Below are 25,872 nucleotides of genomic sequence, written 5' to 3' on the forward strand. Positions count from 1 at the left end.
CCGTTTTCAATCCCAACGTAAGCAAAAAAATACGATGAATCTGAGTACTAAACAAAAACAGCACCTGAAAGGTCTGGCACATCCGCTCAAGCCGGTAGTTATGCTTGGCAACAATGGTTTGACCGAAGGGGTACTGGCCGAGATTGAACAAGCGTTAGAGCACCATGAACTTATCAAGGTGAAGATCGCCTCGGAAGATCGCGAAACTAAAACCTTGATCGTGGAAGCTATCGTGCGCGAAACCGGCGCCTGTAATGTACAGGTCATCGGTAAAACGCTGGTTCTGTACCGCCCGACTAAAGAGCGTAAAATCTCGCTGCCACGCTAAGAATATCCTGGTTATCGACACAACTTTGTGTAAATCGAGGGTTTTCTGCGGGTAGACGAGCAAAATGCCATGCTCCGGACGCTGATAAAAGGCCGCTACGCGGCCTTTTTCCTTTCTTTACAATCCATCAACATCGTAGCGTTAAATTCGAATTAAAGGTACTCAACCTTAAGAATTTCGAATTCGACTTCCCCGCCCGGTGTACGGATAACCACCACATCGTCCTGCTCTTTACCGATTAAACCACGTGCAATCGGCGAGTTTACAGAAATCAGATTTTGCTTAAAATCCGCCTCGTCATCGCCAACGATACGATAAGTTTGCTCTTCATCCGTATCGAGATTCAGAACGCTGACCGTCGAACCAAAAATCACCCGGCCATTGTTGGGCATTTTGGTGATATCGATGACCTGCGCGTTCGACAGCTTCGCTTCGATATCCTTAATGCGACCTTCACAGAAGCCCTGCTGTTCACGGGCAGCATGATACTCAGCATTTTCTTTCAGATCGCCGTGCTCGCGGGCCTCAGCGATGGCCGCGATGATTTCAGGACGACGTACGGACTTCAGAAAATCCAGTTCTTCGCGCAGTTTTTCAGCGCCACGTAAGGTCATCGGAATAGCTTGCATTTGTTATACCTCTTTTTCATTCCTTCATGGAGCAGACAACGCCGCTCCGCAGCCGGTCAAGACTTGAGCAGGGCCGGAGCAAAAGAAAACCGACCCGGAAAGTCATCCCCAGGCCAGCAGCAATTTTCAATTTGATACGTATTTTACCCTGAAGTTCACTATGGGTCATCGTTTACTTTACAGGGCGATGCACCGTAGTATGACGGACTGGTTTCAGGTTGTTAGCGCGAGATTATGCGATTTTCCAGATTTATCATCGGATTGACTGCCGGTATAGCGCTTAGCGCTCAGGCGGCGAATATTGACGAGTACATCAATCAGCTTCCTGCGGGCGCAAACCTTGCCTTTATGGCGCAGAAGGTGGGATCCCCGACGCCGGAGATAGACTACCATAGCCAGCAGATGGCGCTCCCCGCCAGCACCCAAAAAGTGATAACCGCGCTTGCTGCGCTGCTGCAGCTGGGTCCGGACTTCCGCTTCACCACGACGCTGGAAACGAAAGGCAGCCTCGATGGCGGCGTCCTGAAAGGCGACCTCATTGCGCGCTTTGGCGGCGATCCTACCCTCAGGCGTCAGGATATTCGTAATATGGTGGCCACGCTGAAGAAAGCAGGCGTCCAGCGAATTGAAGGTAATGTGCTGATCGATACCTCCATCTTCGCCAGCCATGACAAAGCGCCTGGCTGGCCATGGAACGATATGACGCAGTGCTTTAGCGCCCCGCCGGCGGCGGCGATTGTCGATCGGAACTGCTTCTCCATCTCGCTCTATAGCGCGCAAAAGCCGGGCGATCTGGCGTTTATTCGCGTGGCGTCTTACTACCCGGTGACCATGTTCAGCCAGGTGCGTACGCTGCCCCGGGGCTCTTCTGAAGCACAGTACTGTGAGCTTGACGTGGTTCCCGGCGATCTGAACCGTTACACCCTGACCGGCTGTCTGCCGCAGCGCAGCGAGCCGCTGCCGCTGGCTTTTGCCATTCAGGATGGCGCCAGCTACGCCGGTGCGATTCTGAAAGCTGAGCTGACCGACGCCGACATCACCTGGAGCGGTACGCTGCTGCGCCAGACGCTGGCAAACGATCCGGGTACCGTCCTGGCAAGTACACAATCTGCGCCGCTGCACGATCTGCTGCGTATTATGCTGAAAAAATCGGACAACATGATCGCCGATACGGTATTCCGCACCATTGGGCACGCTCGCTTCAGCGTACCGGGTACCTGGCGAGCCGGTTCCGATGCGGTACGGCAGATCTTACGTCAGCAGGCCGGCGTCGATCTCGGGAATACCATCATTGCCGATGGCTCAGGTCTGTCGCGCCATAACCTCATCGCACCCGCGACGATGATGCAGGTGCTGCAGTACATCGCCCAGCACGATAATGAACTCAACTTTATCTCGATGCTGCCTCTGGCCGGCCATGATGGTTCTCTGCAGTACCGCGCAGGGCTGCATCAGGCAGGTGTCGATGGCAAAGTCTCGGCGAAAACGGGCTCACTGCAGGGGGTGTATAACCTGGCCGGTTTCATCACGACGGCCAGCGGGCAGAAGATAGCGTTCGTGCAATACCTGTCTGGCTACGCCGTGCCTCCGGCCGACCAGCGTAATCGCCGCATTCCACTGGTGCGGTTCGAAAGCCGATTGTACAAAGACCTCTATCAGAACAATTAAAGCAAAAAGGGCCGCATCATTGGCGGCCCTTTTCGTTTGTTCAGGATTAACGTTTGTAGATGAATTCAACGCCTTCTTCGTCGTCTTCATCCCAATCATCATCCCAGTCTTCATCATCTTCCACTTCAGCTTCTTCAAGCTGCTGGCGGTGATAGTCGTCCCACATAAACTCGACTTTTTCGGCAGGCTTCGCTTCTTCCGCATGCACAATCGGGTTTTCGATGATAAAGGTCATCACGTCCCAGCACAGGTCTTTTACGCCCTGCTGGCTGGCCGCCGAAATCAGGTAGAACTTATCTTCCCAGCCCAGCGCCTGCGCGATAGCTTTCGCTTTCGCTTCCGCCTCAGCTTTGTCCATCAGGTCAATCTTGTTAAAGACCAGCCAGCGCGGCTTAGAAGCCAGTTTCTCACTGTATTTTTCCAGCTCACCGATAATAATCCGCGCGTTCTCCACCGGATCGGATCCGTCAATCGGCTCGATATCGATGAGATGCAGCAGCACGCGGCAGCGCTCCAGGTGCTTCAGGAAGCGAATACCGAGACCCGCGCCTTCAGCGGCGCCTTCAATCAGCCCCGGGATATCCGCCACCACGAAGCTCTTCTCGTTGTCCATACGCACCACGCCGAGGCTCGGCACCAGCGTAGTAAACGGATAGTCAGCGACTTTAGGCTTCGCGGCGGAAACGGCACGAATAAAGGTCGATTTACCCGCATTCGGCATTCCCAGCATGCCGACGTCCGCCAGCAGCATCAGCTCCAGCTGCAGATCGCGCTTATCGCCCGGCGTCCCCATCGTCTTTTGACGTGGAGTACGGTTAACGGACGATTTGAAACGGGTGTTACCCAGACCGTGCCAGCCGCCTTTGGCGACCATCAGGCGCTGACCATGCTTGGTCATATCACCCATCGTCTCGCCGGTGCCCTGATCGATGACGCGAGTCCCTACCGGTACCTTCACCGTTACGTCTTTACCGCGTTTACCGGTACAGTCACGGCTCTGACCGTTCTGCCCGCGCTCAGCGCGGAAAGACTTCTCAAAACGGTAGTCGATCAGGGTGTTGAGGTTTTCGTCCGCCTCAAGCCAGACGTCACCGCCGTCACCGCCGTCACCGCCGTCCGGGCCGCCTTTCGGGATATATTTTTCGCGGCGGAAGCTAACGCAACCATTGCCGCCATCACCTGCTACGACCAGGATCGTTGCTTCATCAACAAACTTCATTTTACTCTCCGTAAATCATTCGCCTGAGCGGGGGAGCGGCACAACCGCTTCTCGCTTACGCCACCGTCCCCAAAGACGGTGGCCGACGGCGGAATACATCGCGCCCGCAACCACGACAAACGCACCGAGATAACCCATCAGGTTCAACAGCGGTCTGGCGAAAACGTCGGGCCAGGCCAGTGATAATAAATCTGAAAATAGCAGCGTAAACAGCGGCGTTAAGGTAATCAACGCGCTCACCTGCGCCGCCTGCCAGCGCGCCATCGCTTCCGCCAGGGCGCCGTAGCCGACCAGGGTATTGAGCCCGCAAAAAACCAGACAGGCCAGCTGCCAGTCGCTTAATGCCAGCACCTGCGAAGGCTTCGCTAATGGCAATAGCGATATCGTACATAAAGTGTACAGCAAAAAAAGGATTTGCTGTGATGCCAGACGGCGCAATAACACCTTTTGCGCGACGCCGTAGCACACCCACACCGTCGCCGCACCTACGCCGAAAATTACCCCCCACGTGTAGTCCGTCAGGCGGGTAAAAATCTCGATCAGGCTGGTGTTAAAAAACATCACCAGACCGCTCACCAGCATCAGCGCTCCCACAACCTGAGTGCCGCGCATTTTCTCTTTAAGGACAAAAACGCTGGCCACCATCATGCCGACCGGAGACAGCTGGCCAATCACCTGGGAAGCGGTGGGGCTGAGATATTGCAAGGAAGAACTAAACAGAATGAAGTTACCGAACAAACCCGCTGTCGCAATAACCAGCAGTACCAACCACCGCGGCTTGCGAAAAATCCGCAGCGGGGGCAGCTTTCTTTTCATGGCGAGGATAGCGCCAAGACCAAAACTTGCCATCAAAAAGCGGTAAAACACCACCGTCGGCGGTTCCATCACTTCAAGAACCTGCTTCATTGCTATCGGCAGGGCACCCCAGCACATCGCCGTGGTGAGCGCTAAAATAATGCCGATGCCGGCCTGCTGCTTCATGCCCGTTTTCCCTGCAGAAAATTTTCCGGGGTTTCAATGTAAAAAGCCCCGCAACACGTTGCGGGGCTTTAATCCGTTACCGGACCACGAAAAACTTACTCAGCAACGATGCTGATGTATTTACGGTTGTTCGGGCCTTTAACTTCGAATTTCACTTTACCGTCTGCTTTAGCAAACAGAGTGTGGTCACGACCGCAACCTACGTTAGTGCCAGCGTGGAATTTGGTACCACGTTGACGAACGATGATGCTACCCGCCAGAACGGATTCGCCACCGAAACGCTTAACGCCCAGGCGTTTAGCTTCTGAATCGCGACCGTTACGAGTTGAGCCGCCAGCCTTTTTATGTGCCATTTAAATCTCTCCTCAGGTCTTAGGCGCTGATGCCAGTAATTTTCACATCAGTGAACCACTGACGATGGCCCTGCTGCTTACGGTAGTGTTTACGACGACGAAACTTAACGATTTTAACTTTCTCGCCACGACCGTGTGCAACAACTTCAGCTTTGATTACGCCGCCCTCAACGAAAGGAACGCCGATTTTAATTTCTTCACCGTTTGCGATCATCAGCACTTCTGCGAACTCAACAGCTTCGCCAGTTGCGATGTCCAGCTTTTCCAGGCGAATGGTTTGACCTTCGCTTACTCGGTGTTGTTTACCACCACTTTGGAAAACCGCGTACATATAAAACTCCGCTTCCGCGCACCTCTTCGTATGATTCAGAGTGCGCTATAAATATTCACAATAGGGCGCGAATATTACGCAAAACGCGAGCCTTTGACAAGAGCGATCAGCGATCAACGCAGAAAAAAAACACAACTTTCACTCCAGCGTTTAACTACGGCAATTTTTCAGTACAATCATAGCTTCTTTTAATTCTGTCTTAATCCTTCTGTGATCCCATTCGGATACGCGGTAACAGGACATTTGGCCCGGCTTTTGCGATGAATTTAGAAAAAATCAATGAGTTAACCGCGCAGGATATGGCGGGCGTCAATGCGACAATTCTTGAGCAACTCGACTCTGATGTTCAGCTTATCAATCAGTTAGGCTATTACATTGTTAGCGGAGGCGGTAAACGCATTCGCCCGATGATCGCCGTACTGGCCGCGCGTGCCGTTGGATATCAGGGAAACGCTCACGTCGCCATTGCCGCGCTGATCGAATTTATCCATACCGCCACCCTGCTGCATGATGATGTCGTCGATGAGTCTGATATGCGCCGGGGAAAAGCCACCGCAAACGCCGCTTTTGGCAATGCGGCTAGCGTGCTGGTCGGTGATTTTATCTACACCCGCGCCTTTCAGATGATGACCAGCCTTGGGTCATTGAGAGTGCTGGAAGTGATGTCAGAAGCCGTTAACGTCATTGCCGAAGGGGAAGTCCTGCAGCTGATGAACGTTAACGACCCGGATATCACTGAAGAAAACTACATGCGGGTCATTTACAGCAAGACCGCACGTTTGTTTGAAGCCGCAGCCCAGTGCTCCGGCATTCTGGCCGACTGCAGCGCGGAACAAGAAAAAGCGTTACAGGATTACGGACGCTATCTGGGTACCGCTTTCCAGCTGATTGACGATCTGCTTGACTACAGTTCAGACGGTGAGCGTCTGGGTAAAAACGTCGGTGACGATCTGAATGAAGGCAAACCCACCCTTCCGCTGCTGCATGCTATGCAACACGGCAACGCAGAACAGTCCGCCATGATCCGTGGGGCGATTGAGCAGGGTAATGGCCGTCATCTTCTCGACGCCGTACTGGAAACGATGGCAACCTGCGGCTCGCTGGAATGGACCCAAAAACGCGCGGAGGAAGAGGCTGATAAAGCGATTGCCGCGCTTCAGGTCCTTCCCGATTCTCCGTGGCGTGAAGCGCTAATCGGTCTTGCCCACATCGCTGTGCAACGCGATCACTAACCCCTCCTCTTGCTTTCCCGCGCAAACCGCGGGAAAGTTCCAGTAAGCGTCAAAAAGCCAAGATCCAGCCGTATCCCTTGATATATTCCTAATATCAAACCCATTAAAAGAACTTGTTAGAACATTACTGGAACCCGCGGTATAGTCATTTTGTCGTCCATTAAGGACGCCAGGCATGTTTATTACCAGGAGAATTTATGGATAAGTTCATCGACTGGCATCCGGCGGATATTATTGCCGGATTACGCAAAAAAGGGACGTCGCTGGCAGCTGAATCGCGGCGTAATGGTTTAAGTTCTTCAACGCTCGCCAATGCGCTGACCCGGCCCTGGCCCAAGGGCGAGCTGATTATTGCTAACGCGCTGGAAACCGATCCGTGGGTAATATGGCCATCGCGCTATCACGATCCCCATACCCATCAGTTTATCGACAGAACGCAAATGATGCGCCCAAGGAAGAACAACAAGTAAAGCGAGGTTGCAGACAACAGCCCCCGGACAAACGTCAGAGGGCTGCTGCTACAGGCTTATATGGCTTATTCGCCTTTGACGCGTTCGATATTCGCACCCAGCGCCTGAAGCTTGTCTTCGATACGTTCGTAGCCGCGGTCAATGTGGTAAATACGATCGACAATCGTCGTACCTTCCGCAATACAGCCCGCCAGTACCAGGCTGGCTGACGCACGCAGATCCGTCGCCATCACCTGGGCGCCAGAAAGCTGCTTCACGCCGTGGCAAATCGCCGTATTGCTTTCGATTTCCGCATGCGCGCCCATACGGATCAGTTCCGGGATATGCATGAAACGGTTTTCGAAGATCGTCTCGGTGATCACGCCGGTGCCCTCGGCAACCAGATTCAGCAAGGTGAACTGAGCCTGCATGTCGGTCGGGAAGCCTGGGTGTGGGGCAGTACGCACGTTGACGGCCTTCGGACGATTGCCGTGCATGTCCAGGCTAATCCAGTCTTCGCCCGTTTCGATATCCGCACCGGCGTCGCGTAGCTTGGCCAGAACCGCATCAAGGGTATCCGGCTGGGCATTGCGGCACAGGATCTTACCGCCAGAAATCGCCGCCGCCACCAGGAACGTCCCGGTTTCAATACGATCCGGCAGAACGCGGTAGACGCCGCCGCCGAGGCGCGCTACGCCTTCGATGGTGATACGATCGGTACCCTGACCTTTGATCTTCGCACCCAGCGTGTTGAGAAAGTTCGCGGTATCGACAATTTCCGGCTCGCGCGCGGCGTTTTCGATAACGGTCGTACCTTCCGCCAGCGTCGCAGCGCTCATGATGGTCACGGTAGCGCCAACGCTGACCTTATCCATCACAATATGCGCGCCTTTCAGACGTCCATTAACCGACGCCTTGACATAACCCTCTTCCAGCTTGATTTCCGCACCCAACTGCTCAAGGCCGGTAATGTGTAAATCAACGGGGCGCGCGCCGATGGCGCAGCCGCCGGGAAGAGAAACCTGCCCCTGGCCAAAACGCGCCACCAGCGGTCCCAGCGCCCAAATAGACGCGCGCATGGTTTTGACGAGGTCATACGGAGCACAGAAAACGTCGACCGGGCCGGCATCGATCCATACGGAGCCGTTGCGCTTAACGTTCGCGCCCAGCTGGCTCAGCAGCTTCATGGTGGTATCGATGTCTTTCAGCTTCGGTACGTTTTGGATCTCAATCGGCTCTTCGGCTAATAGCGCGGCAAAGAGGATTGGCAGGGCGGCGTTTTTCGCGCCGGAAATGGTGACCTCGCCCTGAAGACGAGTTGGCCCCTGAACACGGAATTTATCCATTGATTCTGTTCTCTGTTAAGAATTCACATACGCTGCGGGGAACATCCCCACAGCTTATAAGCCATTAAGTTTGCGGTCTCGCGCCCACTCCTGCGGAGTAAACGCTTTAATCGACAGAGCATGGATGCGGTTATCGGCAATATATTCCATCAGCGGGGCATAGATAGCCTGTTGCTTCTTGACCCGACTCATGCCGTCGAACATCTCACCCACAGCAATAACCTGAAAGTGGCTGCCATCGCCAGAGACGTGGACTTCCTGAAGGGAGAGTGCGTTCATCAGCACGGTCTGAATTTCATGATTTTCCATGGGCTACATTTATCTGATAGTGAAAACAGCCCAACATCTTAGAGGAAAGTGGCGCCGTCTTAAACAAGCAAAAAGCCCCATCGAAAAGTTTGATGGGGCTTTCAGAATAGCTTCAGCACTAAGGCACTGAAAAAGTTATGGGATCATATCAGCAGGAAGGTTATACAACCTGACCAGGGTTTGCAGATTTTCACTCTTCCCGGTCAATTTAGCCTCCCCACCCTGCCGACGAACCAGTGCGATAAAATGCACTAATAGCGCCAGCCCGGCGGTGTCCACGCGGGTCACGGCGCTCAGGTCGATGGCAGACACGCCATCCGTCGCCTGCGCGCGCGCTTCCCACAGCAGGACCAGAAGATCCTGGTCCAGCTCTCCGCGCAGCGCCAGCGTCTCACCATCGCGAGCCCAGCTCAGCTGCCCGGTCATTATTTTTTCTGTTCCAGAGTAATCGGCTGCGCTGAGCTTGCCTTCAGCTGCGCCGTCAGACCATCAACGCCTTTAGTACGCAGCAGATCGCTCCACTCGTTTTGTTTAGTGGTGATCATGCTCACCCCTTCCGCAATCATGTCGTACGCCTGCCAGTTACCGGTCTGGGTATTTTTACGCCACTGGAAATCCAGGCGCACCGGCGGACGGCCATTCGGATCAAGGATGGTGACGCGGATAGGAACAATGGTCGCGCTGCCCAACGGCTGCTCAGGGGCAATCTGATAGGTCTGACCGTGATACATCGCCAGCGCCTGGCCATAGGCCTGCTTCAGATATTCGCGGAAGGCGGCAAAATAGGCTTCACGCTGCGCCGGGGTCGCTTCTTTGTAATAACGACCTAACACCAGCGCGCCGGCGTATTTCACCTGAACATAGGGCAGCAGTTCCTGATCGACGATATCGCGCAGGTAGTTCGGATTAGCCTGAATCTTCGGCTGCTCGTTCTTGAGGCGATCGAAGGTTTTCTGCGCCGCTTCGTCCATCAGCTTGTACGGATTGGACTGATCCGCGGCGGTGGCCGCAGTCAAAGGTGCAATCACCAGCATGGCGACCATTAGTAAGCGTTTAAACATATCTTAACTCTCCTGAAATTAGTGCGTCGTGCCGGCTGGCGGCGTAGCGTCAGTATGACTCTCTCCAGCAGCCTGTTCATCGCCAGAATTCTTATTGTCGCTACCTTTACTGTTATAAAGGAACTGGCCTATCAAATCTTCCAGCACCATTGCGGATTTGGTGTCCTGAATGGTACCGCCATCTTTAAGGATAGTGGTTCCCAGCTCAGGATCTTCAAACCCGATGTTCATCGCCAGGTACTGTTCGCCCAGCAGACCGGAAGTTCGGATCGCCAGCGAGCTGGTATCCGGAATATGGTTGTAGCGCTCATCAATATCGAGCGCGACGCGAGGCAGGTAGGTCTTAGGATCGAGCGTAATATCCGCCACGCGTCCAACGACAACGCCGCCAATCCGCACCGGAGAGCGCGCTTTCAGACCGCCGATATTGTCAAAAGTGGCATAGAGCCGATAAGTCGGTTCGGTACGTAAAGAGGTTACGTTTGCCGCCTTCAGGCAGACAAACAGCGCGGCCAGCAGCGCAACCAGTAAAAACACCCCTACCCAGATTTCATTTTTTCTCGTTTGCATGAACTCAATTCCCAAACATCAGCGCAGTCAGCACAAAATCCAGCCCCAGAACCGCCAGCGACGCATGCACCACGGTACGCGTCGTCGCCCGGCTAATCCCGGCGGAAGTGGGGATAGCGTCATAACCGTTAAATAACGCGATCCATGTTACCGTAATGGCGAAAACCAGGCTCTTAATCAGGCAGTTAACCAGATCCATCCGCCAGTCAACGGCATTTTGCATCGCGCTCCAGAAGAAGCCGCCATCGATGCCCTTCCAGCTGACACCAACCAGCGAGCCGCCCCATACGCCGACCGCCACAAAAATAATCGTTAACAACGGCAGTGAAATCACCCCCGCCCAGAAACGCGGAGAGATCACGCGGCGAAGCGGGTCGACCGCCATCATCTCCATACTGGAGAGCTGTTCCGTTGCGCGCATCAGGCCAATTTCAGCAGTCAGCGCCGAGCCGGCACGCCCGGCAAACAGCAGCGCGGCGACCACCGGCCCCAGCTCACGCAGCAGCGACAGCGCCACCAGCATGCCCAGACTGGTTTCGGCGCTATAGGTGGTCAACACCAGATAGCCCTGCAGACCCAGCACCATACCGATAAACAGCCCCGATACAATGATGATCAGCATCGATAGCACGCCAACGTTGTATAGCTGACGCACCAGCAGCGGCGCATGCTTGCGAAACTCAGGCTTGCCCACAACCGCGTTGAAGAGCATTAATCCAGCACGCCCGAACGTCGCGATAGTTTTTATACCGCGATGCCCAAGCGCGGCTAGCGCATTTAACAACATGAGTCGCTTAACTCCCTTTGCCCAATAAATCATGATGATAATCCCCCGCCGGATAGCGGAACGGCACCGGGCCGTCGGCGATACCATCAATGAACTGACGGACCCGAGGGTCGGCATTTTCACGCAGCGACTGCGCGCTCCCATGCGCTACGACCTTTTTGTCCGCCACGATATATGCAAAGTCCGCGATGCTGAGCACCTCCGGCACATCATGCGAAACCACGATACAGGTGACACCCAGGGTGCTATTGAGTTCAGAAATCAGCTTCACCAGTACCCCCATCGTAATGGGGTCCTGCCCGACAAAGGGCTCATCGAACATGATTAAATCAGGTTCGAGCGCAATCGCCCTCGCCAGGGCGGCACGGCGCGCCATGCCGCCGGAAAGCTCAGAAGGCATCAGCTTCGCGGCTCCGCGTAGCCCGACGGCTTCCAGCTTCATCATCACCGTGGTGTGCAGCAGCGCTTCCGGCAAACGCGTATGCTCGCGCAGCGGATAAGCGACGTTATCGAACACATTCAGATCGGTGAACAGCGCGCCGGACTGAAACAGCATGCTCATGCGCTTGCGGACGGTATACAGGCGCGAACGCGACATCTGCGGTACGTTTTCACCATCAAACAGGATCTCGCCTTTATCGGGCGGGATTTGACCGCCGATGAGACGTAACAGGGTGGTTTTGCCGATCCCTGATGGCCCCATTATCGCGGTGATCTTGCCGCGGGGTACCGATAGCGAGATATCATCGAAGATCACGCGATCGCCCCTCGAGAAGCGAATACCGCGCACTTCGACTAGATTCGCCGAACTCTGGCTCATAAAATCATCCTTACTAGACACCCGTCGGGCTAAGCATGGCGCTTTCTTTCACCACAAACCCAACATTTTTACAGAATCTTACCCGCCCGGGTTAGCGAAAGCTGGCATTTGTTTTACTTTTGGCACACATAAAGTCAAAATTAAGAATTCGTTACGCTGCCTACGGACGGCCAGCGAGGCAACGATTATACCTGAAGAAAGGACTTTAGATGCTCTTAGCGACGGCTCTGTTAATTATTGGTTTATTGCTGGTTGTCTACAGCGCCGATCGTCTGGTCTACGCCGCTTCAATACTCTGCCGTATGCTGGGGATCCCTCCCCTGATCATTGGCATGACGGTAGTCAGCATCGGTACCAGTTTGCCGGAAGTGATTGTTTCCGCCGCCGCTTCCCTGCATGGGCAAACCGATCTGGCGATCGGCACCGCTCTCGGATCGAATATCACCAATATCCTGCTGATCCTCGGCCTCACCGCGCTGTTTCAACCTTTTACCGTGCATTCTGATATCCTGCGCCGCGAATTGCCGTTAATGTTGCTGGTCAGTTTACTGGCAGGATTTGTGCTGTACGACGGCCAGCTTACGCGGATAGACGGCCTTTTTTTGCTGGCGCTGGCCATTCTGTGGCTGCTGTTTACCCTTAAAATTGCCCGCCTTGCGGAACGCCAGGGTAACGACAGCCTGACCCGTGAACAGCTGGCGGAGCTGCCGCGAGAAGGCTCGCTTCCCGTCGCGCTGCTCTGGTTGGGCGTCGCGATGATTGTGATGCCGATGGCCACGCGGATGGTGGTCGATAACGCCACGGTGCTGGCAAACTTTTTTGCTATCAGCGAACTGACCGTCGGCTTAACGGTCGTCGCTATCGGCACCAGCCTGCCCGAACTGGCCACGGCCATCGCCGGAGCGCGAAAAGGCGAAAATGACATCGCTATCGGCAATATCATTGGCGCTAATATTCTTAATATTGTACTGGTCCTCGGGCTCCCCGCGCTGATTGCGCCAGGCACCTTTGCCGCCGAGGCCTTTACCCGCGATTATGGCGTCATGCTGCTGGTCAGCCTGATCTTCGCCGCGCTGTGCTGGCGCCGTAAGCAGCAGCCCGGTCGCCTTGCCGGTGCCCTGCTGCTGGGTGGTTTTGTGCTTTGGTTAGCGATGCTGTACTGGACAGCGCCGCTCTTCGTTGAATGATTCGGGATAACATTATGTCGCAAATAGATTTGCCAGCGGATTTTGACTTTCAACGGGCAGGCCGCGAGGTTCTGGACATTGAACGTGAAGGTCTGGCCCAGCTCGATCAATACATTAATGAAGATTTTACCCGTGCCTGTGAGACCATTTTCCGCTGTACCGGTAAAGTTGTGGTGATGGGAATGGGGAAATCCGGCCATATCGGGCGAAAAATGGCAGCCACTTTCGCCAGTACCGGAACGTCATCTTTCTTCGTTCATCCCGGTGAGGCCGCGCACGGCGATTTAGGCATGGTAACTCCATGCGACGTGGTGATCGCGCTATCCAACTCGGGCGAGTCAAATGAAATCCTCGCCCTGATTCCGGTGCTTAAGCGCCAGCAGGTGGCGCTGATTTGTATCACCAGCCGACCGGAAAGCAGCATGGCGCGCGCGGCGGATATTCATCTGTGCGTGAAGGTGCCCAAAGAGGCCTGCCCGTTAGGGCTGGCCCCCACGTCAAGCACCACCGCCGCGCTGGTCATGGGCGATGCCCTTGCCGTAGCGCTGCTGGAAGCCCGCGGTTTTACCGCTGAAGATTTTGCGCTATCGCACCCCGGCGGCGCTCTGGGCCGTAAGCTACTGCTGCGGGTCAATGATATCATGCACACCGGCGATGAAATTCCGCACGTTGGCCTGGAGGCCACGCTCCGCGATGCGTTGCTGGAAATCACGCGCAAAAATTTAGGCATGACCGCCATTTGCGATGATGAAATGAATATCATCGGCATCTTCACCGATGGCGATCTGCGCCGCGTATTTGATACCGGCATTGATATGCGTAACGCCAGTATTGCCGAAGTGATGACGCGAGGCGGAATCCGCATCCGTCCCGGCACGCTGGCCGTTGATGCGCTGAACCTGATGCAGTCCCGTCATATCACCTGCGTGCTGGTTGCTGATGGCGACCGTCTGGTAGGTGTGATACATATGCACGATCTCCTGCGCGCGGGCGTAGTGTAAGTAAGGAAAAAATAATGAATAATGCTGATGCCCTGATAGCGACCTGCTACGGGCCGGTAAGCCAGGACTTTCTTGACCGGGCGGCGAAGATCCGTTTATTGATACTTGATGTAGACGGCGTTTTGTCCGACGGTCTTATCTATATGGGTAACAACGGCGAAGAGCTGAAGGCGTTTAACGTGCGCGACGGCTACGGTATCCGCTGCGCCCTGACTTCAGATATTGAAGTGGCGATAATTACCGGGCGAAACGCTAAACTGGTGGAAGATCGCTGCCAAACGCTGGGCATTACGCATCTCTACCAGGGGCAGTCGGATAAGCTGCTGGCGTTTCGTGAACTACTCAATAAACTGGCCGTTAGCGCGGATGAAGTCGCCTATATTGGCGACGATCTGATCGACTGGCCGGTGATGGCTGAAGTGGGTTTAAGCATAGCGGTAGCCGATGCGCATCCGTTGCTGCTCCCGCGCGCGGATTACGTTACTCGTATCAACGGGGGTCGCGGAGCGGTACGCGAAGTGTGCGATTTGCTACTATTGGCGCAGGGCAAGCTGGATGAGGCCAAAGGGCAATCTATATGAGTAAAACCAGACGTTGGGTTATCATTTTACTGTCGCTGGTCGCGCTGATCCTGATCGGCCTGAACCTGGCGAGTACGGACGATACCACCCAGCAAGCGATCAATCCTGACGATCCAACGTATACCAGCGAGCATACTGATACCGTCGTGTATAGCCCCGAAGGAGCGCTTAACTACCGGCTCATCGCGGAACACGTGGAGTATTTTTCCGAACAGCAGCTCTCGTGGTTCACAAAACCGGTGATGACCACCTTTGATACCAATAAAGTACCAACCTGGTCTATCAAAGCGGATAAAGCTAAGTTGACGAATGACCGCATGCTGTATCTTTACGGGCACGTTGAGGTAAATGCGCTGACGGCGGATTCTCAACTGCGCAAAATTACGACGGATAACGCCCAGATAAACCTGGTGACGCAGGATGTTACCTCCGATGACATGGTGACGTTGTACGGAACAACATTTAATTCCAGCGGCCTGAAAATGCGCGGGAACCTGCGCAGTAAAAATGCCGAGCTGATTGAAAAGGTTAGAACCTCATATGAAATTCAGAACAAACAAACTCAGCCTTAAGATTGCGCTCGCCAGCGCCTTACTGGCCGCCAGCCTGTCGGCACAGGCAAAGACAGGTGATACCGATCAGCCGATTCACATTGAATCCGATCAGCAGTCGCTGGATATGCAGGGCAACGTCGTCACCTTTACGGGGAATGTTGTCGTCACTCAGGGAACGATCAAAATCAACGCCGACAAAGTTGTTGTGACCCGTCCGGGTGGAGAGAAAGGCAAAGAGGTTATTGATGGCTACGGTAACCCGGCCACCTTCTACCAGATGCAGGACAACGGTAAGCCGGTAAAAGGCCGCGCGTCGAAAATGCATTATGAACTGCAAAACGACTTTGTCGTCCTGACCGGCAATGCGCATCTGGAACAGATCGATAGCAATATCCAGGGCGACAAAATCACTTACCTGGTGAAAGAGCAAAAAATGCAGGCCTTCAGCAATAAAGGCGGGCGCGTGACCACGGTTCTGGTTCCTTCGCAGCTGCAGGACAAGGGTAGCGATCAGTCAAAGAAGGGTAAGTAATTCGTTATGGCAACATTAACTGCAAAGAATCTTGCTAAAGCCTATAAAGGCCGCCGCGTTGTAGAAGACGTCAGCCTGACCGTGAATTCGGGCGAGATTGTTGGTCTGCTCGGTCCGAACGGTGCCGGTAAAACCACCACGTTCTATATGGTCGTTGGTATCGTACCGCGCGACGCCGGCAACATTATCATCGATGATGAAGATATCAGCCTGCTACCCCTGCACGCGCGCGCGCGTCGCGGAATCGGCTATTTGCCGCAGGAGGCCTCCATATTCCGCCGCCTGAGCGTTTACGATAACCTGATGGCGGTACTGCAGATTCGCGACGACCTGAGCAACGAGCAGCGTGAAGACCGGGCGAAAGAGCTGATGGAGGAGTTTCACATTGAGCATCTGCGCGATAGCCTCGGCCAGGCGCTCTCCGGTGGTGAACGCCGCCGCGTCGAGATCGCCCGCGCGCTGGCCGCTAACCCGAAATTTATCCTGCTGGATGAACCCTTCGCCGGCGTGGACCCCATCTCCGTCATTGATATCAAACGCATTATTGAACACCTGCGCGACAGCGGTCTTGGCGTCCTGATAACCGACCATAACGTCCGGGAAACGCTGGCCGTGTGTGAGCGTGCTTATATCGTCAGCCAGGGCCACCTGATAGCTCACGGTACGCCACAGCAAATCCTTGAAGACGAGCAGGTTAAGCGCGTGTATCTTGGGGAAGACTTCAGACTCTGATAGGGTAGAGGTTACAGACGTTTTAGCCGGAGATATTGGCCCTGAATATGAAGCAAGGTTTGCAATTAAGGCTAAGCCAACAGCTTGCCATGACGCCACAACTGCAGCAGGCGATTCGTCTACTGCAGCTGTCCACGTTAGAACTCCAGCAAGAACTCCAGCAGGCGCTGGACAGCAACCCGTTGCTGGAGCAAACCGATCTTCACGATGAGGTAGAAACCAAAGAGGCCGAAGATCGTGAGTCTCTGGATACCGTCGACGCCCTTGAGCAGAAAGACATGCCCGAAGAGCTGCCGCTTGATGCCAGCTGGGATGAGATTTACACCGCCGGAACGCCGTCAGGCAACGGCGTTGATTATCAGGATGATGAACTGCCCGTCTACCAGGGCGAGACCACGCAAAGCCTGCAGGATTATCTGATGTGGCAGGTTGAACTGACGCCCTTCACCGATACCGATCGCGCGATCGCGACCTCTATCGTCGATGCCGTTGATGATACTGGCTACCTGACCGTTCCTGTCGAAGACATCGTGGAAAGTATTGGCGATGATGAAATCGGGCTTGAAGAAGTAGAAGCGGTTCTCAAGCGCATTCAGCGTTTCGATCCCGTCGGCGTGGCGGCAAAAGATTTACGCGATTGCCTGCTGGTGCAGCTTTCACAGTTTGCCAAAGAGACGCCGTGGATTGATGAAGCTCGCCTGATCATCAGCGATCACCTTGATCTGCTTGCCAATCACGACTTCCGTAGCCTGATGCGCGTGACCCGCCTCAAAGAAGACGTGCTAAAGGAAGCGGTAAATCTGATCCAATCGCTGGATCCGCGCCCGGGCCAGTCGATCCAGACTGGCGAGCCAGAATATGTCATTCCTGACGTTCTGGTGCGTAAAGTGAACGATCGTTGGGTCGTTGAGCTCAATTCAGATAGCCTTCCGCGCCTGAAGATCAACCAGCACTATGCCGCCATGGGTAACAGTACGCGCAATGACGCTGACGGCCAGTTTATCCGCAGCAACCTGCAGGAAGCGCGCTGGCTTATCAAGAGCCTCGAGAGCCGCAACGACACCCTTCTGCGCGTCAGCCGCTGCATTGTCGAACAGCAGCAGGCTTTTTTTGAACAAGGTGAAGAGTTTATGAAACCGATGGTGCTGGCGGACATCGCTCAGGCCGTCGAAATGCATGAATCCACCATTTCACGCGTTACTACGCAAAAATACCTGCACAGTCCGCGCGGTATTTTTGAGCTGAAGTATTTCTTCTCCAGCCATGTAAACACCGAAGGCGGCGGCGAAGCATCGTCGACGGCCATTCGTGCGCTGGTGAAGAAATTAATCGCCGCGGAAAACCCCGCGAAACCATTGAGTGACAGTAAGCTCACCACCCTGCTATCCGATCAGGGTATTATGGTGGCGCGGCGAACCGTTGCTAAGTACCGAGAGTCTTTATCCATTCCGCCGTCAAATCAGCGTAAGCAGCTGGTTTGACCCAACCGATAAGGAAGACACTATGCAGCTCAACATTACAGGACACAACGTTGAAATAACCCCCGCGATGCGCGATTTCGTTACCACGAAGTTCAGCAAACTGGAGCAGTTTTTCGACAGGATCAACCAGGTCTACATTGTGTTAAAAGTGGAGAAGGTGACGCAAATAGCGGACGCCAATCTGCATGTCAACGGTGGTGAAATCCATGCCAGTGCGGAAGGGCAGGATATGTATGCTGCGATCGATGGTCTTATCGATAAGCTGGCAAGACAGCTAACAAAACATAAAGATAAACTGAAACAACACTAATTGTCCGGGCAATAGCCTACGCCAACCGCCCGCAGGCGGTTGGCCAGGAGAGCTCAGGTGAAATTATGATAAATAACGATTCGGCTCTACAACTGAGCAATGTCCTTAACCAGGAATGTACCCGTAGCCAGGTTCACTGCCAGAGCAAAAAACGCGCGCTGGAAATCATCAGCGAGCTGGCGGCAAAGCAGCTAGGCTTACCGCCCCAGATCGTCTTCGAGGCGATCCTTACCCGTGAGAAAATGGGCAGTACCGGGATTGGCAACGGTATTGCGATCCCACACGGTAAACTCGAAGAGGATACGCTGCGGGCCGTGGGCGTTTTTGTTCAGTTGGAAACCCCAATTGCCTTCGATGCTATCGACAATCAACCCGTCGATCTGCTGTTTGCCCTTCTTGTCCCGGCCGATCAAACTAAAACGCATCTGCATACGCTCTCGCTGGTGGCGAAACGTCTGGCAGATAAAACTATTTGCCGCCGCCTGCGCGCTGCGCAAAGTGATGAAGAGCTGTATGAAATCATTACTGAAGCGGGAAGTAATAATGAGGCGTAACGGAAGTCGCACCTTACTCTTTTTCGTACTGAGGAGAAACGGTACATGGTACTGATGATCGTCAGCGGCCGTTCAGGGTCGGGGAAATCCGTCGCCCTGCGAGCGCTGGAAGATATGGGTTTTTACTGCGTCGATAACCTGCCGGTTGTGCTGTTGCCCGAGCTGGCGCGCTCGCTCGCCGACAGAAACATCTCGGCAGCCGTCAGTATTGACGTACGTAACATGCCCGAGTCGCCGGAAATCTTCGAGCAGGCGATGAAAAATCTGCCCGCAGAATTTTCACCTCAGCTGCTGTTCCTGGATGCCGATCGTAACACCCTGATTCGCCGCTACAGCGACACGCGTCGTTTACATCCTCTGTCCAGTAAAAACCTGTCGCTGGAAAGCGCCATCGATGAAGAGAGCGACCTGCTGGAGCCTCTGCGTTCCCGCGCCGACCTGATCGTCGATACCTCAGAAATGTCGGTGCATGAGCTGGCAGAAATGCTGCGCACGCGTTTATTAGGCAAACGCGAGCGCGAACTGACGATGGTGTTTGAATCCTTTGGCTTTAAGCACGGTATACCTATCGATGCCGACTACGTTTTTGACGTGCGCTTTCTGCCGAACCCGCACTGGGATCCGAAGCTGCGTCCCATGACCGGCCTCGATAAGCCCGTCGCCGCCTTCCTCGACCGGCACACGGAAGTTCACAATTTTATCTACCAGACCCGCAGCTATCTTGAGCTATGGTTACCTATGCTGGAGACCAATAACCGCAGCTATTTGACGGTGGCCATTGGTTGTACCGGTGGTAAACACCGTTCGGTTTACATCGCCGAACAGCTGGCTGACTACTTCCGCTCGCGCGGTAAGAACGTGCAGTCTCGTCATCGGACGCTGGAAAAACGCAAATCATGACCGTTAAGCAAACCGTTGAAATCACCAATAAGCTGGGCATGCACGCTCGCCCGGCGATGAAGCTGTTTGAATTAATGCAGAACTATGATGCCGAGGTGCTGCTGCGTAATGATGAAGGTACCGAAGCGGAAGCAAATAGCGTGATTGCGCTGCTGATGCTCGATTCAGCTAAAGGGCGTCAGATCGAGATTGAAGCCAACGGCCCACAGGAAGTGGAGGCGCTGGCAGCGGTTATCGCGCTGTTCAACGCCGGGTTTGATGAGGATTAGCTTTCATTCCCCCGGCGGCAGCGTGCCTTCCGGGTTACCGGTTGTGAAATCATCAATGCAGCTTATTCGCCTGCATAAACCCTTCCCCACCTAACTGCCTCATCTGGCGCAGGATCCACGCCTGACGGCTGCGAACATAACCCGATGGCGCATCGGCGCGGAAGCGTATTGGGTTAGGCAGCACCGCAGCGAGCAGCGCGGCTTCGGAAGCCGTCAGTTTACTGGCCGGTTTGTGAAAATAGCGCTGCGACGCGGCTTCAACGCCAAACGTCCCCTCACCAAATTCAGCGATATTGAGATAGACCGTGAGGATCCGCTTTTTACTCCATACTGTCTCAATGCCGACGGTCAGTCCCGCCTCCAGCCCTTTTCTCAGCCAGCTGCGGCCGTCCCACAGAAACAGGTTTTTTGCCGTCTGTTGCGACAAGGTTGAGGCGCCGCGAATGCGGTTCTCATTGCGTTCATTATGCGCCAGCGCCTTCTCAATGGCCGTGACGTCAAATCCCCAGTGTTCCGGGAATTTCTGATCTTCTGCGGCAATAACCGCCAGCCCCATCCACGGCGAAATTTCATCCATGTCCACCCAGTCGGAATGGGCGAGGTAATGAAAATCCCCTGAAAGCCAGGCGCCGACCTGTCGCTCCAGCATCACCGCCGAAAAAGGAACAGGTACGAAGCTAAACAGGGCAATCCCGCCGCCCCATAGCACCGCACAAGCCAACAATAGCCTCAGCACGAAGCGCTTAATTAACCGCAACGGCGAAAAGCGAAATGTCATGCCGTCAGAACCAATACGCGAGAGACCAGTTTTTCAATGCCACTCGCCGCTTCGGCGATGTTCTGCGCCAGCATATACGCGGGGGTCGTCACCACTTTGTTGTCTTCATCCACCACAATATCGTCGACCGGGCAAGGCACGTGTTCAGCCCCCATCTCCTCAACCGCGTCGGCAGTATCAAGATCGGTACCAATGGTCACGCGTAGCGGTATAGCAAATATTTTCGGCAACAGTGCCGGAGCGATACAGATAAAGCCCAACGGTTTACCCGCCTGATGCATCGCCAGCGCCAGCGCCTTGAGATCGCGATCGACTTCACATTCGCTCCCCTGTGAAGCAAAGCTGCTGAGGTTCTTTGCTGCACCAAAACCGCCGGGGACGATCAGCGCATCCAGCGCATCCGCTCGGGCATTGGCCAAAGGCTGAATCTCTCCGCGTGCGATACGCGCCGCTTCCACGAGCACATTACGGCTTTCCGCCTGCGCTTCGCCGGTCAGGTGATTGATAACATCGGTTTGCACTTTATCTGGCGCATAGCAGATGGCCTGAGCGCCGCTGCGGGCTATTGCCAGCAGGGTAATGACGGCTTCATGAATTTCACTTCCGTCATAAACGCCGCAGCCGCTCAGCACCACACCAATTTTCTTCATCACATCAGCCCCTTAGTACAAGTTTATGAAAGCAGTCAAAAATTTTGAATTACTCGCTATGCTTCACATATTTTACTGTTTCATGTAACAAACTATTTAAGGTTTGCTATCTTAATGAGCGAGTAAGCCAAATCCTCAGGTTGCGCCGTGTAAAAAAATCACTCAAATGATTCTGGCGTAACGACCAGTTCCCTGGTGTTGGCGCAGTATTCGCGCACCCCGGTTTATCCGGGGTCATTTTTTATCTGCCGCCGCGACCCACGCTTTCAGCACCGCGACATCGTTTTGCCACTCTGATTTCATCTCTTCAACCCATTCACCCACGTTATCCGACCACGCAGGTAAATCCGGCGTTTGAATCTGCTGCCCTAACTGCTGGATATGGCGCAAACCGATTGAGCCCGCAGCCCCTTTAATCTTATGACCCTCATCGACAATGCCTTTCTGGTCGCGAGCGGTTAAATTGGATTCCAGGACCGCCAGGTAGCCCGGCATCATTCTTTCAAAAACGGCCAGACCGTCATTAATCAGCTTCGGCCCTACCAGTTCGATATACTGCTCAAGCATCGGAATATCCAGTACAGAAGCCGATTTACTGCTATCTACAGATGGCATTGCATTCTCCTCTTCTTCCGGCGCATCCCAGAATTTTTTGATAATCGCAGTTAATGCCGGAACCGATAATGGCTTACTAAGAACATCATCCATTCCCGCATCCAGATACTCATTCTTGTTCTTCAGCACGTTAGCGGTAAGCGCCACCAGCGGCGGGAGCTCATCGGCGGCAAAGCGTTGTTTCAGCTGACGAGAAATATCGAGTCCAGTCATATCCGGCAGCTGAATATCAAGCAGAACCAGATCGTACTCGCCGGGTACAAACATCTCCAGCGCAGCCTTGCCGGTCATCGCCACATCCACGCTGTTGCCCAGCTTCTCCAGTACCGAGCGCGCCACGATCACGTTGAGCTCAATATCTTCCACCAGCAGCACGTTCAGCGCAGGTAATGGCATTTCATCTTCCGCCAGCGTGTCCTCGACCTCTTCAGCCACGGCCGGAGCGTGTACGGTAAGCGTAAAAGTCGCGCCTTTACCCGGGAGGCTGGTAACGCAAATATCACCGCCCATATTCCTCGCCAGGCGCCGCGATACGGCGAGGCCGATGCCGGTGCCCGTCGCTGGCTTGCCGCCCTGGCTATCTTTCACCTGGTAATACATGGCGAAAATTTTATCCTGTTCCGCTTCAGGGATGCCAATCCCTGAATCTTCTACTTCAAAGTGCAGGATATCGCCTTCGTCATAGCGCACGCGGACGTTCACATTCCCGCCTTGCGGAGTAAATTTCACGGCATTACTAATAAGATTCCACAAGATTTGGCGCAAACGCGTTCCGTCGGTGATCACTTTATGCGGCAGCGGAAGCGTGGGGTCCAGCACAAAATGCAGGCCTTTCTGCTGCGCCTGCAGGCCGGAGAGGTTTTCCAGGTCGGCCAGGAAGCCGGTAAAGTCCACCGGCTGGTTATCCAGCTGAATTTTACGCCGCTCCATCTTATCCATCTCAATAATATCATTGAAGATATTACCCAGCGTTACCGCTGAGACGTGGATGGTTTTCAGGTATCTTTCCTGTTCATCGGTAAGATCGGTATCCAGAAGGATTCGGCTAAGGCCTACGATGCCGTTAAGCGGCGTACGCAGCTCATGGCTGATCGTTGAGATAAAGGTGGTCTTATCACGGCTGGCCCGCTCCAGCGCGTCCTGATAGCGCTTACGCTCCGTAATATCGCGGCCAAACCCCATCAGGCCGCGCCGCTTACCGACGCGGTCATAATAAGGCACTTTGCGGATTTCAAAGCAGGCCTTGCGCCCGTCCGGATAATCCAGCCACTGCTCGTAGGTGAGCGATACGTTATGGCGGAAGACTTTCTCATCCGTCTCCAGCACTTTCTCCGCCACCTCTTCGCTGTAAACATCCTGCGGCTTAAGATGAATAAGCTGCTTTTCACTTTTACCGGTCAACAGTTCCATCGCTCGGTTACAGCCAGAAAACTCTTTATCTTCATTACGATAGAAAACCAGGTCCGGAGAGGCATCCAGGAAGGAGCGCAAGAAGGAGGATTGCTGTTCCAGCTGAATTTGCGCCTCTTCACGCTCTTTCATCTCAATTTTCAGCTGCTCAAGCGTCGTTTCACGTTCCGCTTCCGCCTTTTCACGTTCGCCGATTTCCTGATTAAGCTGGGCGATGTTGTCCTTAAGCTGCACATTCAGCTTGAGATCGCGTTCGCGCATCTCCTCCAGTTTCTCCACCAGCCTCGAGAGGCGCTGCCGGGACTCTTCCAACTGCTCAACCACCACCGACAGGAAATAGACCGCCCACGGGGTAATCAGCAAGCCAAAGAAGATGGAGCGGATCACATCAATACTTTCCACCTGGCCGTGCAGCACCATCGTCACGGCCATCTGCACAACGATCGCCAGCACCACCAGCGCAAAGGCCAGCAGCATTGAAAAGCGCACCAGACCCAGCTTCATCATCAGGTCAACATAATACTGCGCCAGCATACGGATTTGCTTCATAAGGGATTCCTTCGCGACAACTTCGCACAATAATACTCAATTCTGAGCAAGACGCTGTAAGTTGTGCCAAAAATGCGGGAAGGATTGTAGTTACGCGCCTGACGGTGGAGAGCCGTCAGCCGGAAATGACGTTATTCGGCAGCAGCCGGAGAGATCCAGCAACGCCCGATGGCTGACCCCTGCACGCCGTATTCATTGAGATATTTATCCAGCTCAACCATCCCGGTCCAACGGTTCTCACACCACAGCGGCGCCAGCAGCGTCGGGCGTCGGGCGCTGGCGGAGATACGGTGATAAATCACGTCTGGCGGAGTATGGCGAATCATCTCTCCTGCGGTGACCGTATACGCTTCCAGCGCAATACCGTTTAACCTGCCGGCCTGCCACGCCCTGGCCATAATACTGCCCTTCACAATATGAAGTGGATGCAGCTTAATGCCGTCTACGCCGGTCTCCACCACCTGCGCTAAGGTCTCCAGGCATTCACGCTGCCCTTCGCCCGGCAGGCCCACGATAAGGTGGCTACACACTTTGAGGCCGCGCTCGCGTGCCAGACGGGTGGTTCGCTGATAGCAGGCAAAATCGTGGCCGCGATTGATTCGGTGCAGCGTTTTATCATGCGCGGTCTGTAGCCCCAGCTCGAGCCAGACTTCATACCCCTGCTCCCGATATTCAGTCAGCAGATCCAGTACCGCGCCGGGGACGCAGTCCGGGCGAGTCCCTACGCATAGCCCGACAATATTCGCCTGGCTGACCGCCTGCTGATACATGGCGCGCAGCACCTGCACCTCGGCAAAAGTGCTGGTATAAGCCTGGAAATAGGCCAGATAGCGCTTTGCGCGATTCACCCGCTGCGCCTGATGGGCCAGCTGTTCAGCAATCGAGCGGTGCTGCTGCTCTTCATCGGCAAAAGAGGCGACATTACAGAACGTACAGCCGCCGCGACCAATAGTGCCATCGCGATTTGGGCAGCTAAATCCACCATGCAGCGTCAGTTTATGAACCTTTTCACCATAGCGGCGCATAAGATCCCCACCAAACATATTGACTAATTTTTGTAACTGCATAATCTGATAGACCGGCCTTAAGAAAGGGGCCAAGCCTGCCATTTTTAGCTACCGACGGCGATGACCTGGATCAATCGTCAACGCGGCCGCCTATCTCATTGCATAAACACTCAAGATAACTGCAATTTAATTCATCCTTATGGTAATGAGTTTTCCTTATATATAGCCGCTGATTTGCCATTATCTTTACCAGGGCATAAAACAGTATCAGTCACCGCAAATCAAACAAAAACCAGTTTAAAAAACTGCAATGAAAAAACAATTCAGCACAGAAGGATAATGTCTCGCCGTCGATATAGTGAGACAGATCACACTCAATTATGACGACCGGTACGTTTCCCTGGCATTTAAAATGCCATTATTTTCTTAAAAATCATTAAATTAGGTGTTGTATAGCACATTTTTGTATAAATAAGATTGCCATTTGACGTATGTGTGGATTCCCGATAAGTTGGGAATCCGCTGGAAGCTTTCTGGATGAGTGCTCTGCTCATCATATTTATGCAGTAATTGAGATTCCCTCTTAACAGCAAGTCCTCAAACTTGTGTACCGATGCGAAAAGGATTTAAAGAGGGCGAATGCGAGGTGTAAACCCCGTCGCCATGCTCTTTCTGTGCC

The 25,872-nt window shown here is 54.1% G+C and carries 31 protein-coding genes; 15 read left to right on the top strand and 16 right to left on the bottom strand.

Going from position 1 to position 25,872, the window contains the following annotated elements; genetic code table 11:
* The first annotated feature begins 34 nt into the window (after window positions 1-34).
* Window positions 35-328, top strand: coding sequence for a ribosome assembly RNA-binding protein YhbY (gene yhbY / locus FQK12_RS01235; RefSeq protein WP_004139797.1), 294 nt, complete (start codon window positions 35-37; stop codon window positions 326-328).
* A gap of 152 nt (window positions 329-480) precedes the next feature.
* Here the strand turns inward: yhbY and greA are convergent, their stop codons facing one another.
* Window positions 481-957, bottom strand: coding sequence for a transcription elongation factor GreA (greA, locus tag FQK12_RS01240; RefSeq protein WP_004854554.1), 477 nt, complete (start codon window positions 955-957; stop codon window positions 481-483).
* Window positions 958-1,191: 234 nt separating this feature from the next.
* Here greA and dacB point away from each other — a divergent pair, with 234 nt between their 5' ends.
* Window positions 1,192-2,625 carry a serine-type D-Ala-D-Ala carboxypeptidase gene (dacB, locus tag FQK12_RS01245; protein WP_014226979.1) on the top strand — a complete coding sequence of 478 codons (1,434 nt, stop codon included), beginning with the start codon at window positions 1,192-1,194 and terminating at the stop codon, window positions 2,623-2,625.
* Between the two features lie 46 nt (window positions 2,626-2,671).
* On the opposite strand, the gene cgtA is transcribed toward dacB, so the two are convergent.
* From cgtA to rplU, 4 genes are all read right to left on the bottom strand, one after another.
* Window positions 2,672-3,844, bottom strand: a complete 1,173-nt coding sequence (gene cgtA, locus FQK12_RS01250) for an Obg family GTPase CgtA (RefSeq protein WP_014226980.1) — start codon at window positions 3,842-3,844, stop codon at window positions 2,672-2,674.
* A 15-nt stretch (window positions 3,845-3,859) separates the two neighbouring features.
* Complete coding sequence (locus FQK12_RS01255) at window positions 3,860-4,825, bottom strand: DMT family transporter (RefSeq protein ID WP_014226981.1); 966 nt, start codon at window positions 4,823-4,825, stop codon at window positions 3,860-3,862.
* Window positions 4,826-4,920: 95 nt separating this feature from the next.
* Complete coding sequence (rpmA, locus tag FQK12_RS01260) at window positions 4,921-5,178, bottom strand: 50S ribosomal protein L27 (protein WP_003861831.1); 258 nt, start codon at window positions 5,176-5,178, stop codon at window positions 4,921-4,923.
* Between the two features lie 19 nt (window positions 5,179-5,197).
* Window positions 5,198-5,509 (bottom strand): 50S ribosomal protein L21, encoded by a 312-nt coding sequence (gene rplU, locus FQK12_RS01265; RefSeq protein WP_004106123.1) that lies wholly within the window; start codon window positions 5,507-5,509, stop codon window positions 5,198-5,200.
* 260 nt (window positions 5,510-5,769) lie between these two features.
* On the opposite strand from rplU, the gene ispB reads away from it, so the two are divergent.
* Complete coding sequence (gene ispB / locus FQK12_RS01270) at window positions 5,770-6,741, top strand: octaprenyl diphosphate synthase (protein WP_004854564.1); 972 nt, start codon at window positions 5,770-5,772, stop codon at window positions 6,739-6,741.
* A 197-nt stretch (window positions 6,742-6,938) separates the two neighbouring features.
* Window positions 6,939-7,211, top strand: a complete 273-nt coding sequence (gene sfsB / locus FQK12_RS01275; protein ID WP_004854566.1) for a DNA-binding transcriptional regulator SfsB — start codon at window positions 6,939-6,941, stop codon at window positions 7,209-7,211.
* A gap of 65 nt (window positions 7,212-7,276) precedes the next feature.
* Here sfsB and murA read toward each other — a convergent pair whose 3' ends face one another.
* The 7 genes from murA to mlaF all read right to left on the bottom strand — a co-directional run bounded on the left by murA (window position 7,277) and on the right by mlaF (window position 12,083).
* The gene (murA, locus tag FQK12_RS01280) at window positions 7,277-8,536 is read right to left on the bottom strand and encodes a UDP-N-acetylglucosamine 1-carboxyvinyltransferase (protein WP_004854569.1); all 1,260 of its coding nucleotides are present in this window, start codon (window positions 8,534-8,536) and stop codon (window positions 7,277-7,279) included.
* Between the two features lie 54 nt (window positions 8,537-8,590).
* On the bottom strand, window positions 8,591-8,845 hold the full coding sequence (ibaG, locus tag FQK12_RS01285) for a BolA family iron metabolism protein IbaG (RefSeq protein ID WP_004106141.1): 255 nt from the start codon (window positions 8,843-8,845) through the stop codon (window positions 8,591-8,593).
* A 135-nt stretch (window positions 8,846-8,980) separates the two neighbouring features.
* Window positions 8,981-9,271 carry a lipid asymmetry maintenance protein MlaB gene (mlaB, locus tag FQK12_RS01290; protein WP_014226982.1) on the bottom strand — a complete coding sequence of 97 codons (291 nt, stop codon included), beginning with the start codon at window positions 9,269-9,271 and terminating at the stop codon, window positions 8,981-8,983.
* Complete coding sequence (mlaC, locus tag FQK12_RS01295; RefSeq protein ID WP_004125682.1) at window positions 9,271-9,906, bottom strand: phospholipid-binding protein MlaC; 636 nt, start codon at window positions 9,904-9,906, stop codon at window positions 9,271-9,273. The genes mlaB and mlaC overlap by 1 nt, the downstream gene beginning before the upstream one ends.
* 18 nt (window positions 9,907-9,924) lie before the next feature.
* On the bottom strand, window positions 9,925-10,476 hold the full coding sequence (mlaD, locus tag FQK12_RS01300; RefSeq protein WP_014226983.1) for an outer membrane lipid asymmetry maintenance protein MlaD: 552 nt from the start codon (window positions 10,474-10,476) through the stop codon (window positions 9,925-9,927).
* Between the two features lie 4 nt (window positions 10,477-10,480).
* Window positions 10,481-11,263 (bottom strand): lipid asymmetry maintenance ABC transporter permease subunit MlaE, encoded by a 783-nt coding sequence (mlaE, locus tag FQK12_RS01305; RefSeq protein WP_004125690.1) that lies wholly within the window; start codon window positions 11,261-11,263, stop codon window positions 10,481-10,483.
* A 7-nt stretch (window positions 11,264-11,270) separates the two neighbouring features.
* Window positions 11,271-12,083, bottom strand: a complete 813-nt coding sequence (gene mlaF, locus FQK12_RS01310; protein ID WP_004125691.1) for a phospholipid ABC transporter ATP-binding protein MlaF — start codon at window positions 12,081-12,083, stop codon at window positions 11,271-11,273.
* A gap of 209 nt (window positions 12,084-12,292) precedes the next feature.
* On the opposite strand from mlaF, the gene FQK12_RS01315 reads away from it, so the two are divergent.
* The 11 genes from FQK12_RS01315 to npr all read left to right on the top strand — a co-directional run bounded on the left by FQK12_RS01315 (window position 12,293) and on the right by npr (window position 20,184).
* On the top strand, window positions 12,293-13,270 hold the full coding sequence (locus FQK12_RS01315) for a calcium/sodium antiporter (protein WP_004854581.1): 978 nt from the start codon (window positions 12,293-12,295) through the stop codon (window positions 13,268-13,270).
* Entirely contained in the window at window positions 13,267-14,271 is a 1,005-nt protein-coding gene (gene kdsD, locus FQK12_RS01320) for an arabinose-5-phosphate isomerase KdsD (protein WP_160741439.1), read from the top strand. The genes FQK12_RS01315 and kdsD overlap by 4 nt, the downstream gene beginning before the upstream one ends.
* A 14-nt stretch (window positions 14,272-14,285) precedes the next feature.
* Window positions 14,286-14,852, top strand: a complete 567-nt coding sequence (gene kdsC / locus FQK12_RS01325) for a 3-deoxy-manno-octulosonate-8-phosphatase KdsC (RefSeq protein ID WP_004854584.1) — start codon at window positions 14,286-14,288, stop codon at window positions 14,850-14,852.
* Window positions 14,849-15,424, top strand: coding sequence for an LPS export ABC transporter periplasmic protein LptC (lptC, locus tag FQK12_RS01330; RefSeq protein WP_004854587.1), 576 nt, complete (start codon window positions 14,849-14,851; stop codon window positions 15,422-15,424). Before kdsC ends, lptC begins: the two co-directional genes overlap by 4 nt.
* The gene (gene lptA / locus FQK12_RS01335) at window positions 15,393-15,938 is read left to right on the top strand and encodes a lipopolysaccharide ABC transporter substrate-binding protein LptA (RefSeq protein WP_004125703.1); all 546 of its coding nucleotides are present in this window, start codon (window positions 15,393-15,395) and stop codon (window positions 15,936-15,938) included. Before lptC ends, lptA begins: the two co-directional genes overlap by 32 nt.
* A 6-nt stretch (window positions 15,939-15,944) precedes the next feature.
* Complete coding sequence (lptB, locus tag FQK12_RS01340) at window positions 15,945-16,670, top strand: LPS export ABC transporter ATP-binding protein (protein WP_004125705.1); 726 nt, start codon at window positions 15,945-15,947, stop codon at window positions 16,668-16,670.
* Window positions 16,671-16,717: 47 nt separating this feature from the next.
* Window positions 16,718-18,151 (top strand): RNA polymerase factor sigma-54, encoded by a 1,434-nt coding sequence (gene rpoN / locus FQK12_RS01345; RefSeq protein WP_004854591.1) that lies wholly within the window; start codon window positions 16,718-16,720, stop codon window positions 18,149-18,151.
* Between the two features lie 22 nt (window positions 18,152-18,173).
* On the top strand, window positions 18,174-18,461 hold the full coding sequence (gene hpf / locus FQK12_RS01350; protein WP_004125711.1) for a ribosome hibernation promoting factor: 288 nt from the start codon (window positions 18,174-18,176) through the stop codon (window positions 18,459-18,461).
* Between the two features lie 65 nt (window positions 18,462-18,526).
* The gene (gene ptsN / locus FQK12_RS01355; protein ID WP_004854593.1) at window positions 18,527-19,015 is read left to right on the top strand and encodes a PTS IIA-like nitrogen regulatory protein PtsN; all 489 of its coding nucleotides are present in this window, start codon (window positions 18,527-18,529) and stop codon (window positions 19,013-19,015) included.
* A gap of 45 nt (window positions 19,016-19,060) precedes the next feature.
* Window positions 19,061-19,915, top strand: coding sequence for an RNase adapter RapZ (gene rapZ / locus FQK12_RS01360; RefSeq protein WP_004106169.1), 855 nt, complete (start codon window positions 19,061-19,063; stop codon window positions 19,913-19,915).
* Window positions 19,912-20,184, top strand: a complete 273-nt coding sequence (npr, locus tag FQK12_RS01365) for a PTS phosphocarrier protein NPr (RefSeq protein ID WP_004106170.1) — start codon at window positions 19,912-19,914, stop codon at window positions 20,182-20,184. The genes rapZ and npr overlap by 4 nt, the downstream gene beginning before the upstream one ends.
* 52 nt (window positions 20,185-20,236) lie before the next feature.
* On the opposite strand, the gene mtgA is transcribed toward npr, so the two are convergent.
* The 4 genes from mtgA to FQK12_RS01385 all read right to left on the bottom strand — a co-directional run bounded on the left by mtgA (window position 20,237) and on the right by FQK12_RS01385 (window position 25,253).
* Window positions 20,237-20,962: a monofunctional biosynthetic peptidoglycan transglycosylase gene (mtgA, locus tag FQK12_RS01370; protein ID WP_014226984.1), complete on the bottom strand. Its 726-nt coding sequence runs from the start codon at window positions 20,960-20,962 to the stop codon at window positions 20,237-20,239.
* The gene (elbB, locus tag FQK12_RS01375) at window positions 20,959-21,612 is read right to left on the bottom strand and encodes an isoprenoid biosynthesis glyoxalase ElbB (protein ID WP_014226985.1); all 654 of its coding nucleotides are present in this window, start codon (window positions 21,610-21,612) and stop codon (window positions 20,959-20,961) included. The genes mtgA and elbB overlap by 4 nt, the downstream gene beginning before the upstream one ends.
* 234 nt (window positions 21,613-21,846) lie before the next feature.
* Window positions 21,847-24,186, bottom strand: coding sequence for an aerobic respiration two-component sensor histidine kinase ArcB (gene arcB, locus FQK12_RS01380; RefSeq protein ID WP_014226986.1), 2,340 nt, complete (start codon window positions 24,184-24,186; stop codon window positions 21,847-21,849).
* 131 nt (window positions 24,187-24,317) lie between these two features.
* On the bottom strand, window positions 24,318-25,253 hold the full coding sequence (locus FQK12_RS01385) for a TIGR01212 family radical SAM protein (RefSeq protein ID WP_014226987.1): 936 nt from the start codon (window positions 25,251-25,253) through the stop codon (window positions 24,318-24,320).
* Window positions 25,254-25,872: the final 619 nt, after the last annotated feature.

Source organism: Klebsiella sp. ME-303 (genome assembly GCF_007910085.1).
GTDB classification, from domain to species: domain Bacteria; phylum Pseudomonadota; class Gammaproteobacteria; order Enterobacterales; family Enterobacteriaceae; genus Klebsiella; species Klebsiella michiganensis.